General features: G+C 64.9%; 16 protein-coding genes. 5 read left to right on the top strand and 11 right to left on the bottom strand.

The window, feature by feature from the left end:
* Nucleotides 1-127: 127 nt before the first annotated feature.
* Nucleotides 128-538, top strand: coding sequence for a hypothetical protein (locus tag HK353_RS02845; RefSeq protein WP_173152024.1), 411 nt, complete (start codon nt 128-130; stop codon nt 536-538).
* Nucleotides 535-939, top strand: a complete 405-nt coding sequence (locus HK353_RS02840) for a hypothetical protein (protein ID WP_173152022.1) — start codon at nt 535-537, stop codon at nt 937-939. The genes HK353_RS02845 and HK353_RS02840 overlap by 4 nt, the downstream gene beginning before the upstream one ends.
* Here HK353_RS02840 and HK353_RS02835 read toward each other — a convergent pair.
* Together HK353_RS02835 and HK353_RS02830 are read right to left on the bottom strand one after the other, a co-directional pair.
* A complete protein-coding gene (locus HK353_RS02835) occupies nt 926-1,111 on the bottom strand; it encodes a hypothetical protein (RefSeq protein WP_173152020.1) in 186 nt (61 codons plus the stop codon). The genes HK353_RS02840 and HK353_RS02835 overlap by 14 nt on opposite strands.
* A gap of 29 nt (nt 1,112-1,140) precedes the next feature.
* On the bottom strand, nt 1,141-1,761 hold the full coding sequence (locus HK353_RS02830) for an HAD family hydrolase (RefSeq protein ID WP_217278172.1): 621 nt from the start codon (nt 1,759-1,761) through the stop codon (nt 1,141-1,143).
* 174 nt (nt 1,762-1,935) lie between these two features.
* Here HK353_RS02830 and HK353_RS02825 point away from each other — a divergent pair, with 174 nt between their 5' ends.
* Both HK353_RS02825 and HK353_RS02820 read left to right on the top strand, forming a co-directional pair.
* Nucleotides 1,936-2,283, top strand: coding sequence for a PadR family transcriptional regulator (locus tag HK353_RS02825; protein ID WP_173152018.1), 348 nt, complete (start codon nt 1,936-1,938; stop codon nt 2,281-2,283).
* Nucleotides 2,280-3,251, top strand: coding sequence for an HAAS signaling domain-containing protein (locus tag HK353_RS02820; RefSeq protein WP_173152016.1), 972 nt, complete (start codon nt 2,280-2,282; stop codon nt 3,249-3,251). Before HK353_RS02825 ends, HK353_RS02820 begins: the two co-directional genes overlap by 4 nt.
* Nucleotides 3,252-3,307: 56 nt before the next feature.
* Here HK353_RS02820 and HK353_RS02815 read toward each other — a convergent pair whose 3' ends face one another.
* From HK353_RS02815 to HK353_RS02785, 7 genes are all read right to left on the bottom strand, one after another.
* Nucleotides 3,308-4,585 carry a class I SAM-dependent methyltransferase gene (locus HK353_RS02815; protein WP_173152014.1) on the bottom strand — a complete coding sequence of 426 codons (1,278 nt, stop codon included), beginning with the start codon at nt 4,583-4,585 and terminating at the stop codon, nt 3,308-3,310.
* 53 nt (nt 4,586-4,638) lie between these two features.
* Nucleotides 4,639-4,920 (bottom strand): HPr family phosphocarrier protein, encoded by a 282-nt coding sequence (locus HK353_RS02810; RefSeq protein ID WP_173152011.1) that lies wholly within the window; start codon nt 4,918-4,920, stop codon nt 4,639-4,641.
* A 121-nt stretch (nt 4,921-5,041) separates the two neighbouring features.
* Nucleotides 5,042-6,712, bottom strand: a complete 1,671-nt coding sequence (gene ptsP / locus HK353_RS02805; protein ID WP_173152009.1) for a phosphoenolpyruvate--protein phosphotransferase — start codon at nt 6,710-6,712, stop codon at nt 5,042-5,044.
* Between the two features lie 38 nt (nt 6,713-6,750).
* Nucleotides 6,751-8,937 carry a PTS fructose transporter subunit IIABC gene (locus HK353_RS02800; RefSeq protein ID WP_173152007.1) on the bottom strand — a complete coding sequence of 729 codons (2,187 nt, stop codon included), beginning with the start codon at nt 8,935-8,937 and terminating at the stop codon, nt 6,751-6,753.
* Nucleotides 8,934-10,025: a 1-phosphofructokinase family hexose kinase gene (locus HK353_RS02795; protein ID WP_173152005.1), complete on the bottom strand. Its 1,092-nt coding sequence runs from the start codon at nt 10,023-10,025 to the stop codon at nt 8,934-8,936. The genes HK353_RS02800 and HK353_RS02795 overlap by 4 nt, the downstream gene beginning before the upstream one ends.
* A complete protein-coding gene (locus HK353_RS02790) occupies nt 10,022-10,816 on the bottom strand; it encodes a DeoR family transcriptional regulator (protein WP_173152003.1) in 795 nt (264 codons plus the stop codon). The genes HK353_RS02795 and HK353_RS02790 overlap by 4 nt, the downstream gene beginning before the upstream one ends.
* Before the next feature lie 277 nt (nt 10,817-11,093).
* A complete protein-coding gene (locus HK353_RS02785; protein ID WP_173152001.1) occupies nt 11,094-12,479 on the bottom strand; it encodes an MFS transporter in 1,386 nt (461 codons plus the stop codon).
* A gap of 227 nt (nt 12,480-12,706) precedes the next feature.
* Between HK353_RS02785 and HK353_RS02780 the strand changes: the two genes are divergently transcribed.
* A complete protein-coding gene (locus tag HK353_RS02780; protein WP_173151999.1) occupies nt 12,707-13,117 on the top strand; it encodes a universal stress protein in 411 nt (136 codons plus the stop codon).
* Between the two features lie 121 nt (nt 13,118-13,238).
* Here the strand turns inward: HK353_RS02780 and HK353_RS02775 are convergent, their stop codons facing one another.
* Nucleotides 13,239-14,027, bottom strand: a complete 789-nt coding sequence (locus HK353_RS02775) for a 5'-nucleotidase, lipoprotein e(P4) family (protein ID WP_173151997.1) — start codon at nt 14,025-14,027, stop codon at nt 13,239-13,241.
* A gap of 111 nt (nt 14,028-14,138) precedes the next feature.
* A complete protein-coding gene (locus HK353_RS02770) occupies nt 14,139-15,281 on the bottom strand; it encodes a beta-eliminating lyase-related protein (RefSeq protein ID WP_173151995.1) in 1,143 nt (380 codons plus the stop codon).
* Between the last annotated feature and the right edge of the window lie 53 nt (nt 15,282-15,334).

The following is a 15,334-nucleotide window of genomic DNA, read 5'->3' as shown; positions in this document are numbered from 1 at the left end:
CGATCCGATACTCGGGGGTGTAAGAGCGACGCTGTCGCTTCTGATCTGACATATTGAACATCCTTCCAGCAGGACTGCGAATCCCGCTAACTTGGGTGTCCACTATTCGAGGGTAGCCTCAGAAGATGTGCAGTGGGTGGAATGGGTGTTGCTCGGCTGGTTCGTAGTTGGTGCCGCCGTAGCGATCTGGTTCCTGACTATCATCGTGAAAAGACAGCACGCATGGTTGCCACTCACTTTGCTCGGATTGGCTTCGGTCGGTCTGATTGCTGGTGGATTCTTCGTCCAAATGGGTTGGCACGGGCCCTACATTGATGATCAGGGAATGTGGGCTTGCCCCTCCGGCCTCAACGCTATGCGGATCACTGAAGCGAACGGGTATCCACTGTCGGATGGGATCGTCCAATGTCGTGCCGACGCGAAGAAGAACGTGGCAGTCGGTGGAGCTATGGCCGGTGCGGGTGTCGCGTTAACTGTCGGATCGGGTGTCTTTCTCAGGCGCCGTGCACCACGGAATAGAGAGATGGTCGACATATGAACAATCAAACGGTGTACCTTCTGTTTGCTGAACAGACGTCTCCATTCGACCCTGAGGACGAGATAGATCCGCTGGTCGGCATTTTCACCGATGAGGCCGATTGTCTTCGCGTCCAGAAGGAGCGGCCAGAATACAAAATCAGTTGGGAGGAACGTGAGGTCGAGGATGCGGGTGAGCACACGATCGAGCCCAGTGACACCGTCTACGCTTACCACTACATGGCCACCTATAGACCGACACCAGATGGCGGGGAAGCCATCGAGCTTCTGAGCGACGCCGCCGTCGAAGACATCTACTTCCAAGAAGACAACGCCCGGAAGAAGCTTGTAGTCGGCGACCTCCAAGTAATCACGGTCGGTGAACTTCGGCTGAAAGGTGATTTTCTGATCATCGAAGGCTAATTGCCTTGTTCGCCCCGAGCGCGCAGGCGATGGCACATCCGGCGGCCATCCAAGCTACCCACACCTGCCATGCCTCAGGCGCGTCAAGAAGCCCAGGAATCAACAGCATCAGCACCCCAGCAGACGCTGCCAGTCCGAGGATGAAACCAGCCAAAGCACTGTTGTTCTCCATTTCATTCACTCCTATTCGAGTCAACCCGCCTAAAGAAGAAACTGCTCGATCTCATTGATCGTCGACCGATTGTCACGGTGCACGATCGCATCCATGCCGACGGCACGAGCACCCTCGGCGCACACCTCGTGGTCATCAATGAACAACACATCGTCTGCATCAGCACCCAGTCGCTCAAGCGCATTCTCATAGGCTTCACTTTCGGGCTTGAGCAGACCGGTCTCGTGACTGTAGAGAATCGGGTCAAAGACTTCACTGAACCCGAACCGCCGTTCTTCCTCGCGCCGCGCCCCGTCCACTGAGTTCGACAGAATCGCCACACCGGCGCGTGGCCGCAACGCAGCTGCATACTCAAACAACTCTGTATTGAGACTCCCGCAGTATTCGTGCCACATCTCGGCCTCCATCGCTTCGACAAAGGTCTGATCCACATTCAGGGCCTGGCCGATCTGCGCCCAATACTCGGCGCGAACATTCTCTTGACGGGAAATATCGGGCAACTCCGCGGAAGTCAGACGAGCCCGGTACTCCTCCGCTGAGAATCCAGAGCGCTCCTGCCACCGGCGAACGAAAAGCTGTCCCCAGGTGTCATCATCAACGACCTCCAGCACTCCCCCGATATCGAAGAGCACCCACTTCCTCGAACTCATGAGGCAAGACTACCTACCGATGCACGCGCTGCTCGTGTGCCGGAGAGCCCAGGTTGAGGCGAATAGCTCAAGTTCAAACATGGGCCACTTACCCTAAACCGTGCCGCTCACCATCCCGCAGAAAAAATACCCCGCCTCTTGTAATAGTGTGTGTCACACACTATCGTGTGATGCATGAACGAGGATGAAGGCAAGGCACTGGCCACCCACGAACAGGAGCTGCGACGCGGCACCGTGGTCTTCGCCAGCCTCGTCGCCTGTCGACGGCCGCAGTACGGCTACTCGCTGCTGACGACGCTGACCGAAGCAGGCATCGCCACCGAGGCCAACACCCTCTACCCCCTGCTACGACGGCTCGAGAAACAGGGCCTGCTCACATCGGTTTGGAACACCGAACAAGCCCGCCCCCGCAAGTACTACACACTCACCGACAGCGGCGCCGAAGTCGCCGCCGCACTGCACAGCCACTGGCTCGAACTCAACTCCAGCATCACCCAGCTCTGGAAGGACGGCACACCATGAGTGCGCTCACCGAAATCTACGTCGACAACGTCACCCGCCACCTCCCCGAAGACTCCCGGCCCGACATCGCCGCCGAGATCACCGCCACGATCGACGATATGGTCGACGCCCGCCTCGGCGAGGATGCGGACACGTCCCCGGATCACACGGCCGCCGTCGAACGCGAAGTCCTTGAGGAACTCGGCGACCCCGTCGCGCTGTCGCGGGAGTACTCGAACTCGCCGCAGCACCTCATCGGCCCGAATTCCTACCCGGTCTTCGTCTGGGCGCTGCGCTGGGTCCTGCCCGTCGTCGGTCTGCTCGCCGTTCTCACAAACGTCGTGACCACCATCGCCGTCTCCCCCGGAGTCCAGATCGGAGAGATCATCGGCAAGGCGGCGGGCAACACGGTCATCGCCCTGTTGACCGCATTCGCCGCGATCACGATCATCATCGGCCTCGGCGACCGCGGAATGGACGGCGGCGCAGCCGATTCGCTTCGGAAACGGAAGCCGGGCACGTGGACGGTCGATGATCTCGACCGAGGTGATTCCCACGGCAAGCAGATCCGCGCCGAGGCGGGGCTCGGGCTGGTCTTCATCGTCGCCCTGGCAACGGTCCCGCTCATCCCGACGACCCTGCTCTACGTCGGTCACCTCAACGATGGGGAGACGTTCATCAACCCCGATCTCGGCGTCGGATGGCTGGTCGGCTACTGGGCGTTCCTCGCGCTCATGGCCGTGGTCGAGATCATCAAGTTCACGACCGCCTCGGCGAAACCGACCGTGGCCCTCTTCGGCGGAATCGTCGACCTCGCGATGGCTGTCTTCCTCACCATTGCGCTGCTCACTCAGCCGGTCCTCCACCCCGAGCTCACGAACACTGCGAACGCCGACATCCAGCAGATCATCACGGTCATCGCGATCTGGATCATCACCGTCTGGGACCAGGTGAGCACCTGGCGGATCTATCGCCGCAATCGTCGGTGAGTTTGTGCGATCGGGACGGCCACCAGCCGACCCGATCGCACAGCTGCTGAGAGATATCAGTCGCGGCGACTGGCGATGACCGTGAACTTCTTGTTCCGGGCCAGCTGCCGACTCGGTCCGATGATCGATTCGAGACGATCCCGGTAGCGCAGGTGCGAATTGAACACCGTGAGCACCTGCCCGCCCGGAGCCAGATGCTCGGCGGCCGCGGCCATGAGCGCCGCGGCCGTCTCGGTCTCGATGGCCGTCCCCTGATGGAACGGCGGATTGAGCAGGATGAGGTCGAATTCACCCAGTCCCGCGAGCGCCGGCTCCTCCGAGTCCGCGGCATCGCCGAGGATGACGTCGATTCCAACTCCGTTCGCCTCCGCTGTGGCCCTCGCCGAGGCGACCGCCGCCTTCGACACGTCGACGCCGAGTCCCGTATTCGCCCCCGAGGCTCGCATGGCCGCGGTGAGCAGCCAGCCGTTGCCGCAGCCGAGGTCGAGCACGGATTCCGGCGCTTCGTCGTCGAGCAGTACCAGCAGTGAGTCGATGAGCAGCTCCGAGCCCTCATCGCTCTTCGTCCCGGAGAAGCAGGCCCCATGTGCGCGGACTTCGAGCTCACCGACGCCGCGATGGGTGATCACCCCGCGGCGCGGGAATTCCGGCAGGCTCGGAGAGGACAGGGGGCGGCTGCCGATGATCATCCGGTGCTTGCCGACACCGGGCGAGACATCAACTCGGCCGAATCCGCGGGCGAGCTCCTTGTTGACGCCGCGGCTCATCGCATCGCTGCGGCCGATGACGATGACGGTGCTCACGAATGGCTGCAGTACCGAGATCGTCTCGGTGAGCGCATTCATCGCCTTCGGAGCGTTGACGACTGCCCACGTCTCCCCCACACCGAGCTCGGCCAGTCCCGCGATCTCACTGAGCTCGCTCACCGCCAGTACGGGGGCCGCTTCGGCACCGGCCTCTCCGGCGACTCCCGCGGATTCGCCGGCTCCGGCCAGGGACTCGACCGCCGCGGCCAAGGTCCGTGCCTCGTCGAGACGGTCGTTGTATGTGCATACCTGCGTCAGACGGCTGAGCAGGGTCGCCTGCAGACCGTGCGCATCGTCGACGAGGATGAGGTTCTCGGGGACCTCGGCTGAGAGTTCGGCGGAGACGAAGGTGCCTTCGGTGTCACGACCCGAGACGTCGAGGACTCCGAGCCGGCGACCGATGACGTAGTCGATGAGCATCCGCGCCTGCGGCAGACCGGGCAAGTCACTCAGCTGTGGGAATACCGCCAGCAGATCCCGGCTGCGGTGGGCGGCGGCAGAGTCGGAGGGCAGCAGGGAGGCGGACATTCGATCAGTCTAATCCGAGCGGACCGGTCGCCGCCTCATCGAGGGTGTGCCGCTCAGCCTTCGGCGTCGTGGTCGGTCTCGATGAGCTGCTTGAGGTTGGCCAATGCTTCGTCGGCTCCGTCACCCTCGGCGCGCAGAACGACCTTCTGACCGTATTCCGCGCCGAGGCCCATGAGGGAGAGCACACTGGCCGCGTCGAGGGCGTCCTCGGCCGGTTCGCCCTCCATGGCGATGGTGATCTCGAGGTCATAGTCTGCGGCGGCCTCCGCCAGCAGTGCTGCTGGACGGGCGTGCAGGCCTACGGTGCTTCCGACTGTTGCGATGGTCTCTGCCATGAGTTGTCCTTCCTGATCAGACCGGCCGTGGTTCGGCCCGCCCGGTGTTTCGGCATTTCCTGTTGGTGGTGTCTGTGGTGGTGCTGAGTATGTCACGGGGTCACTCGCCCGACGGCCGGACTCACAGGCCGAGCTCGTCGAGGATCGGCAGTTCGGCTCGCACCGCGGCCTTCGCCTCGCTCGGGCTGCGCGCCGCAAGTGCACTGCGGGCGATCTGCTGTGCCCGCTCCAGGGAGACACCGGACAGCACCTCGGCCACGGCAGGCAGAGCTCGGGGCGCCATGGACAGGCTGGTGACTCCGAGACCGACCAGCACGACGGCCAATGCCGGATCGGCTGCGGCCTCTCCGCACACGCCCACCGATTTCTCCGCCACAGCACCTTGGGCGGCGGTCATGCCGATGAGCTGCAGGACTGCCGGCTGCCACGAGTCGCTGAGTTCGGCCAGACCACCGAGCATGCGGTCGGAGGCCATGACGTACTGGGTCAGATCATTCGTGCCGATGGACGCGAACTCGACTTCGTCGAGGATGGCTGCCGCCTGCAGCGCTGCTGAGGGAACCTCGACCATGACACCAGCGGTGGGGAGTCCTGCCGCATGGACGAGTTCCGTGAACTGCCGGGCTTCCTCGGCGGTGGCGATCATCGGGGCCATGACGTGGACGGTCACCGGATGCTTCGAAGCGGCCAGCGCGATCGCCTCAAGCTGACGTTCGAGGACTCCCTGGGCCCGGCGGCTTGTCCGGAATCCGCGTACACCCAGGGCCGGGTTCGGTTCAGCGGCATCGGTGAGGAACGGCAGGGGCTTGTCGGCTCCGGCGTCGAGGGTCCGCACGACGACCTTGTGGTCGTCGAAAGCCGCGAACACCTGCCCGTAGGCTTCGGCCTGCTCTTCGACAGTGGGTTCGGTGTCGCGATCGAGGAAGCAGAACTCGGTGCGCAGCAGACCGACACCTTCGGCACCGGCGGCCGCCGCTGCCCGTGCCTGAGCGCCGTCTCCGACATTCGCACGCAGAGGAATCCGGGTGCCGTCGCTCAGGAGACAGGGTCCGGTGAATGACTGCAGCCGACCGGCCGTCTCTGTCCACGCCTCGACGAGGCCGGTCTCTGTCGCACCGGGTTCGGTGCGCAGGACGCCGGTACCGCCGTCGAGGAAGACCGGTGTGCCGTCGGTGACGTCGCGCACGCCGGCGGCTGCGACCACGGCGGGAATGCCCAGCGACCTGGCGAGGATGGCCGTATGGCTCTGCGGTCCACCCTCTGCGCAGACGAGTCCCACGACCAGCTCCGGGTCGAGTGTCGCGGTGTCGGCGGGAGCGAGATCCGTGGCGATGAGCACGAAGGGCTCGGCCGCGTGTGGAATGCCGGGGGCCGGCACTCCGCGCAGATGGGCGACGAGGCGGGCACGGACATCGAGGACGTCGGCTGCGCGTTCGGCCATATAGCCGCCGAGCCTTTCCAGCTGTGCAGCGGTTTCGGCGGCCACCGTCCAGATCGCGGTCTCCGCGTCGGTCTCAGGGAGGCGTTTGATCGCCGTCTTCACCAGAGTGGGGTCCTTGGCCATGAGGGCCGTGGCTTTGAGCACGTCGCGGGCGTCTCCACTGACGGTTTCCGCGCGCTCACGCAGTTCGGCGTGGACGGCGGCAGAGGCCTCCCGGATCCTGTTCGCCTCCGCTTCGGTATCGGCCGGGGCGGACTTCGCCACGGGTGCGGACACGGGGTCGGGCATGGTCAGCGCCGGGGCGATGACCCGTCCGGGTACGACTCCGATGCCTGAGAACTCTGCGGACATCCCCATTCCTTCCTGTCTTGCCTCTTCGGTGAGAGCGTTCAGACTCGTGTGGCGTCAGCGTTCGACGATACCGGTTCGGCCCGCTGGGCCTCGCCGGCCGACCCTGATCCGGTGGTCGAACCGGTCGACGCGGCTGCGGTTGCCGCCGGTGCGGACCGGTCGGCCGCCTCGGCGGGGCCTGCCGCTCCGCCCTTGCGGACGAGGATCTTGAGCGCGAGCACCAGCACGGCGCTGATGATCGTGCCGACGACGACGGAGAGCACGAACAGCAGGAACGAGTCGATGGCGAAGAAGACGAACACGCCGCCGTGCGGGGCTTGGCTGGTGACAGAGAAGGCCATCGTCATGCCGCCCGTGACGCCGGCGCCGACGACCGAGGCAGGGATCACGCGCAGCGGATCGGAGGCGGCGAAGGGAATCGCTCCTTCGGAGATGAACGCTGCGCCGAGCAGCCAGGCAGCCTTTCCGTTCTCCTTCTCCGCCTGGGAGAAGATGCGTGGACGGACGGCGGTGGCCAGCGCCATGGCCAGGGGCGGAACCATTCCGGCGGCCATGACCGTGGCCATGATCTCCCACGGAACCGGGTTGTCGACGGAGCCGGCGGCGAGGCCGGCGACGGCGAACGAATAAGCGACCTTGTTGACGGGTCCGCCCAGATCGACGGCCATCATCGCTCCGAGGATGAGCCCGAGGACGACGGCGGCGGATCCGGTCATCGAGCTCAGCCAGCTGTCGAGACCCTTGGTCAGGGCGCTGATCGGTCCACCGAGGACCATGAACATCAGGCCCGAGGAGACGAGGGAGGCGACCAGCGGGATGATGACGACGGGCATGAGTCCGCGCAGCCACCTCGGTGCGGCGAAGGAGCCGATCCAGTGGGCGATATAGCCGGCGAGGAGTCCGCCGATGATGCCGCCGATGAACCCAGCGCCCATGAGCACGGCGACGGCGCCGACGGTGAAACCGGGAGCGATTCCGGGGCGGTCGGCGATGCCATAGGCGATGTATCCAGCCAGGGCGGCGACGAGGAAGCTCATCGACAGGTTGCCGATCTGGAAGGCCACGGCGCCCAAGTAGGCCCCGACGGGTCCAAGTGCCAGGTCACCGTATTCTGTGGGCAGGTTCCACAGGGAGTTGCCCAGGACGATGTCCTCGGCGTAGTCGGGGATGTCGAATCCGCCGAGGAGGAACCCCAGTGCCATGAGCAGACCGCCAGCGGCGACGAAGGGGATCATGTAGCTGACACCGGTCAGCAGCACGCGTTTGAGGTGGGCGCCGATGCTTTCGCGAGAGTTTCCTGCCGAGGACGATTCGTCGTCCGCGGCGGCGTGAGCGGCGGCCAGCCGGCGGCCGTTGGGGGCGTCCGCCTCGGCGAGGGCCTTGCGGATGAGTCCCTGCGGATCGTCGATTCCGGCCTTGACGGGCACCTGCACATAGGGTTTGCCGGCGAAGCGGGCCTTGTCGCGGACGTCGACGTCGACAGCGAAGACGACGGCATCGGCGGCGTCGATGACGGACTGGTCGATCGGGGTCGTTCCGCTCGACCCCTGGGTCTCGGTGACGACGTCGACGCCCATATCGGATCCGGCCTGGACGAGGGCGTCGGCGGCCATATAGGTGTGGGCGATTCCCGTCGGGCAGGCCGTGACGGCGACGACGCGACGGGGACGATCAGGGGTTGCGGGGGCTTCGTCGGACGAGGCCGCTGTGGTGGCGGCTGCGACCGGGGCGGCCGAGGCGGCCTCGGTGGTGGTCGTCTCTTTCTCTGCCTCGCGAAGGCCGAGCGCGGTCTCGACGAGATCGACGACGTCCTGCTCGGTCGCGGCCGCGCGCAGGGAGGCGACGAAGTCCTTCTTCACCAGGGAGCGGGCGAGCTTCGACAGCAGGGCGAGGTGGTCCTTGCCGGCGCCGTCGGGGGCGGCGATCATGAACACGAGATCGGCGGGACCGTCCTTGGCTCCGAAGTCGACGGGCGGGTCGAGCCGGGCCATCGCCAAGCTCGGCGTGGTGACCGCCTCGGTGCGCGCGTGCGGGATGGCGATGCCTCCCGGAACACCTGTCGGGGTCTTCTCTTCGCGGGCGATCGCCGCGGCTGCGAGTCTTTCAGCGGAGCTCGCGCGGCCCTGATCGGCGACGGCAGTGGCCAGGGCGCGGATGACAGCGGACGACTCCGTCCCCTGATCCGCGTCGAGGACCACCAGTTCTGTTGTGATGAGCGATGTCATCGTGCCTCCTCGGCTTCAGGGGCTGTGCCCTTGTGCTGATGTGGGTGTGAAAGTTCGTCGGTCAGAGCAGTTTCAGGCAGGGCCGTCACGGTCACACCGTCTGTGTGAGCGTCTGCCGCACTGGGCACCCCGGTGCCGCGCAGCCGCGCGGCAGCGGCGCCATAGGCGACGGCTCGGGCCAGTGCCTCACCTTGTCCGCAGCCGTCGGTCAGTCCCAGCAGGTAGCCGGCCAGTGTGGAGTCGCCTGCACCGACGGTGCTCACGACGTCCATCGGCGGATGCTGGGCATGCCAGGCGGTCTCGGGCAGAGCGAGAACCGCCCCTCCGGCACCCAGGGTCGCCAGTATCGAACGAGGCCGAGGCCCGGCGGCTGCGAGCAGAGTCGATGTAGCGCGGGCGGTGAGCTGCGGTGAGGCTTCCAGCCGGTCGGCGATCTCGAACAGCGCAGCAGCATCGAGGACCTGATCGTCGTCGCGGAGTCCGGCGGCCTGCAGCAGCCCTGCGGCGCCGAGGAGTTCGGCGAGCTCTTCGGCGTTCGGCTTGATGAGATCCGGTGATGCCTGCAGCGCTGCGGCCAAGGGACCGCCGGAGGTGTCGACGGCGATCAGCGGCGGTTCGGCGAGTTCGCGGATGCGGTCGATGGCGCGAGCGTAGAAGTCGTCGTCGACGCCCGGCGGCAGCGACCCGGCCAGGACGACCCAGTCCGCGCCGGCGGCCAGGCCTGCCACGAGATCGAGCAGATCGGTCTGGCTTTGCGGGCTGAGAGGTGAGCCGGGTTCGTTGATCTTCGTTGTCGTGCCATCGGGCTCGGTGACGGTGATATTGGACCGCAGCGGTGTGCCGGTGGGAACGGAGCGGTGCGCCAGCCCGATCGCATCGAGGCCGGTGAGCACGGGATCGTCGCCGTCTCCGGGCAGAACAGCCAGGGTCTTCCGGTCTGCGGCTGCCACTGCGCGGGAGACGTTGACGCCCTTGCCGCCGGGCTGCTGTCCGGCCCAGGCCGCTCGCTGCACTTGGCCGCGGAGGACGGGGCCGGGCAGTTCGATGGTCCGGTCGAGGCTCGGGTTCGCTGTCAGGGTGAGGATCATGGTGTGACGACCTCGACTTCCGCGGTCTCGAGGTGGGTCGACATCGGCTCTGTGGGCGCAGTGTCGGTGAGGAGGATATCGATCTGGTCCAAGGCCGCGAAGCGGACGAGGGAGACGGCGCCGAACTTCGCTGAGTCGGCGAGCACGACGACCTTGCGGCCGGAGTTCACGAAGGCCGACTTCGTCGCCGCCTCATCGTGGTCGGGGGTGGAGACGCCGTCGTCGCTGAGTCCGTTGGTGCCGAGCACGGCGAGGTCGACTCGGTGTTCGTCGATGGCCGCGATCGTCTGCGGTCCGACCATGGCACGGGTGACGGGCCGGAACCGGCCGGGGAGGACGAAGATCTCGATGCCGGGCGCTCCGGCCAGACTGTCGATGGTGGACAGGGAGTTCGTGATGACACGCAGCTGTCGCGGTGTCTGTCCGGCAACGAGGCGGCCATGGGCTTCGTCGGCGATCGCGCGGGCGAAGGCCGCGCAGGTCGTGCCGCCGTCAACAGAGATGCTCATCGTCTCCTCAAGCAGGCTCAGCGCGGACCGGGCGATCTCGGTCTTCTCATCGAGATTGTGGATCTCGCGATCGTCGAAGGTCGGCTCTTCGAGGCTGTGCGCACGGCAGGGCACTGCTCCCCCGTGGACGCGTTGGAGGGCTCCGGCCTTCTCGAGAGCGGCAAGGTCACGGCGGACGGTTTCCGTGGTGATGTCGAAATCGGCAGCCAGATCGGTGACATTGACCCGGCCCGCTTCGCTGACCAGATCAGCGATGCGTCGTTGCCGTTCTTCAGCGAACACGTCCGGCCCTTTCCTTCGCGTGGCTCGTCAGTGGTGCGGACGAATTGCCACGTGGTTATCTGTTGGTTTGACCGATCTTATGACGCTATTCACAAACCGTCAATCATATTCCAACACATATCCACTCGTTCCAACATCGCGCTCTGATAGAAGGTGGGAGCGCCGGCCCGAGCACCGGCGCAAACAAAACGAGTGCCCCAGAACTCAGCGTTCTGGGGCACTCGTCGTACGCGGTCGCGGCGGGCCGCCTCGGTGATGGGATCAGCCGGCGATCAGCTCAGCTTCCGATGCGCTTGTACGCCGAGGAATGGGCGTTGTCGATCGTCGAGTGCTTGCGGTTGTCGTGCATGAACAGCACGGCGACGAGGCCGACGATCGCGATGGCGACGACGTAGATGGCGAACCAGGTGCCGAGCCCGGCATTGCGGAACCACAGAGCGACGTACTCGGCGGATCCGCCGAAGAGCGAGTTGCCGATCGCGTAGGTGAAGCCGACTCCGATGCCGCGGATGTGGGCGGGGAACATCTCGGCCTTCACGATTCCGGAGATGGAGGTGTACATGCTGATGAACGCCATGGCGATGACGATGAGGATGCCGGCGGTGACCATCGACTGGGACTTGCCGATCATGGATAGCAGCGGGATCGGCAGGGCGATCATGCCGATGACGAAGATGAGCATGTTGTTCTTGCGGCCGATCTTGTCCGAGATCTTTCCGGCGATGGGCTGCATGACGACGAAGATGAGCAGGCAGACCGTCATCAGGTCGGCGATGGAACCCTTGTTGAAGGTTTCCTCGCCGGGGGTTCCTTCGTTCTGCAGCAGCAGGAACTTCTGCATGTACGTTGTGAAGACGTAGAACACGAGCGAGCCGACGCAGGTGATGCCGAGGACGACGAAGAACGAGCGAGGATGGCGCAGGACTTCGCGGAAGCTTCCGGAATTCTCGTTCTCGCGGGTCTCGGTCGAGGTGGTCTCCTCGAGCCCGCGGCGCAGCCACAGCGAGACGACGGCGGCCGCGGCACCGATGACGAAAGGCAGACGCCACCATCCGCCCTCGATCTGATCTGTGCCCAGGGTGTGGGTCATGACCACGGCGAGCAGGCTTGCCAGCAGCTGACCGCCGATGAGGGTGACGTACTGGAACGAGGAGTAGAAGCCGCGCTTGCCCTCGGTGGCGACCTCGGACATATAGGTGGCGGTCGCACCGTACTCGCCGCCGACGGCCAGGCCCTGGATCATGCGCACAAGCAGCAGCAGGATGGCCGCCCAGGATCCCGCCGTGGCGCTCGTGGGCAGTATCGCCATGCACAGCGAACCGGCGCACATGAGCAGAATCGAGATGAGCATGGAGTTCTTGCGACCGATGCGGTCAGCGGCGCGGCCGAAGACGTATCCGCCGATGGGGCGCATGAGGAAGCCGACGAAGAAGACGCCGGCGGACTGCATGAGCGAGAGGGTCGGATTGCCTTCGACGAAGAACTGTTCAGCGAAGTAGACGCTGAAGAAGGCATAGATGTAGAAGTCGAACCATTCGACGAGGTTGCCCGACGAGGCCGCGAATATCGACTTGATCGTCTGCCATTCGGATTTCTGTTCGCCTGTGCCAGCGGTCGCGCTGCGTGCGCCCGTGCTGCCGGGATGCTGATTCGATTCGGTCACTGAGACTGCTTTCTGTCCTGTTGAAATTCTGTCGACAACGCCGACCACCTTACTGCTCGGCCGGATCAACCGCCGAGTCGGTCAGTATTCGATCATCCGTTCTGTGGCGAAGCTCTCAGACGCCCGGGCGGGTTTCCGACTCCGCGGACCGGACCGCGACCCGTTCGAACAGGGCAGATGTGCTACAAATTGAGGGAGCTTCGTCCAATGTCGCACCAGGAGAGATCATGACAGTCCTCGTCGGTTATTCCCCCTCGCCCGAAGGCAGGGCCGCTGTCGAATTCGGCATCGAGCAGGCCCGCGCATTCGACGACGTCCTCGTCGTGCTCAATGCCGGAATCGGCGAGACTCCCGACGAACGCGGTGTGGCCACGAGCAAGGACATCGAGGAGCTCAAAGAGACGCTGCAGAGCTCCGAGGTCTCTCACGAGATCCTCCAGTTCCTCCGCGGCAACGATCCCGTCGAGGAGCTCCTGGCCCTCGCCGAGGCGACCGCCGACACCCGCATGATCGTCATCGGATCGCGTCGCCGCTCCCCCGTCGGCAAACTCATCATGGGCTCGACGGCACAGCGGATCATCCTCGACTCCGACGTCCCCGTCGTCTCCGTCAAGGTCGACCGTCGGAAGAAGAAGTAAGGCGCGCGCCGGTTCGCTGGAACGAGAATGCCCCGCACTGTCGTCAGTGCGGGGCAATTTCAATGGGATCGCTGCTTGGGTCGGCGTTCAGCCGGGCCCGCAGTCGGTCCGCCGACCGACTTCAGTCATCAGCGCGAACCGGTGCGTCCCATGCGTCCAGGTCGGATTCGCTCCAGTCGCCGTAGGTCGGATTGGGTAGGACGATCCATTCGGTGCCGAACTTCGCACGGTTCTTCTCCACCAGTTCCCTCTGCTCGTCGACGGACGCATCCGCGAATGCGCCATCGAAATCGTGCAGGGTGTCACCGAGCTGCATGAGCAGGGTATGGTTCGCCTCGACCTTCGCACGCCGTTCATCCTTCGGCGGGCCAAGCAGCATCACGTGTTCGTCATCGGCCTGGGGCAGGCCCAACTTGGCAATGGCTTCGACATTCTTCGCCCGATTCTCTTCCGTCCGGTCCGAGACGTAGTAGATGTCGACTCCGAGCTGGTCGGCATGTTCGAAGAATTCCAACGCACCGGGGATCATTGTCGGCTCCCCGTTCTGCTCCCAGTCGTCCCAGGTGTCCCAGCCGCTGAAGTCATGGCACTTGGCGATATCACGGGCCAGCAGCTTCGAATTGTCGATGGCAGTCTCGTCGAGGTCGGTCATGATAGCCAGATCTTCCCCGTCCGGGGCCTTGGAAACGGCCTTGTCGAGCTGACGCGCAGCCATCTCATAGGTCTGTCCCTGCAGTGCCATCGCCTCAGCGCTCTGCTGCTGCCACTTCACACCCATGGTGTAGGCCGAGACGTCGCAGTCATCCGCCGCTTCGTCGCCCGATACCGGACCCGAATTGAGGATGTATCCGATCACCCCGACGATGAGCACGAGCAGAATCGTCAGGGCAGGAACGAGGGCTTTCTTCATTCATCTTCTTTCTTCAGTGTTATTCTCTGCGGACAATTGTCAATTAAGGCAGGTATCAGCCGTCGTGGCTGGCACGGCCGCTCGACGGTTCCGCAGCCTGGGAGCGTCGGATCAGTCCCCGACGATGGCGGCGACGAGGGCGTCGACGTCCTCTCGTGTCGTGTCGAAGGCGCACATGAGGCGGACGATGTCCTTCTCCAACGGCCAGTCCGCGAAGGCGAACTTCTGCCGGGCGCGGGCGGCCACCTCGGCGGGCATACGGACGAAGACGACATTCGATTCGACCTTCTGCACGATCTCGACTCCGGGGATCTTGTTGCCCGCGACCGCCTCGGCGAGTGTGCCGGCAAGGTATATGGCCATCTCATTGGCCCGGGTGGCCGAGGTGCGCCACAGATCGCCTTCGTAGAGGGAATTGAGCTGCGCGGAGAGGAAGCGCATCTTCGAGGCCAGCTGCAGGTTCATCTTGCGCAGGAAGCGCATGCCGTGGCCGATGTCGGGGTTGAGGACGACGACGGCCTCCGCGCCGAGCAATCCATTCTTCGTCCCGCCGAGGCTGATGATGTCGACGCCGACCGACGTCGTGATATCGCCGAGTCCGACACCGAGGAAGGCCGCCGCGTTGCCGAGTCGGGATCCGTCGATGTGGAGGATCATGTCGTTCTTGTGCGCGGTGGACGCGATCGCCGCGATCTCGTCCGGGGTGTAGGTCGTGCCCCATTCGGTCGATTGCGAGATCGACACGGCCAGCGGCTGCGCGTTGTGCTCATGACCGCGGCCGATGATCGCACCGGTGATGGCCTCGGGAGTGAGTTTGCCGTTCTCGGTGTCAGCACCGATGATCTTGAGTCCGCCGACCTTCTCCGGCGCCCCGGTTTCGTCGTAGTTGATATGCGCCGAGGCGGCCGTGATCACCGCCGCCCACCGCGGCAGCGCCGACTGCAGGGCCAGCACGTTGGCGCCGGTGCCGTTGAAGACGGGGAACGCCCGTGCCTCGGGTCCGAAATGGTGGGCCATGATGCCGTGGAAGCGAGCCGTCCACGGGTCACCGCCGTAGCCGGGCGTGTGGCCGACGTTGGCCTCGGCGATGGCCGCGAGCACCTCGGGGTGGACACCGGCCCAGTTGTCCGAGCCGAAGTTGCGCGGGTGCGCCTCGGGGCTGTTGTCGACGGGCGGCGCGGCGGTGCCGGTGTTGGGGAGGGTGTCCGCGGGGTTCGTCGACTGCGCCGTCTGATCAGATGTCTGGGAGTTCACGATCTCAGACTAGTACGTGGACCGCGACGAGTGCAGTGCAGTCCGGGCACGCT

Origin of the sequence: Brevibacterium permense (genome assembly GCF_013280495.1) — a bacterium.
Lineage (GTDB): Bacteria > Actinomycetota > Actinomycetes > Actinomycetales > Brevibacteriaceae > Brevibacterium > Brevibacterium permense.
The sequence above is the reverse complement of the archived record's forward strand: the minus strand, read 5'-3'. Positions and strand labels throughout refer to the sequence as shown.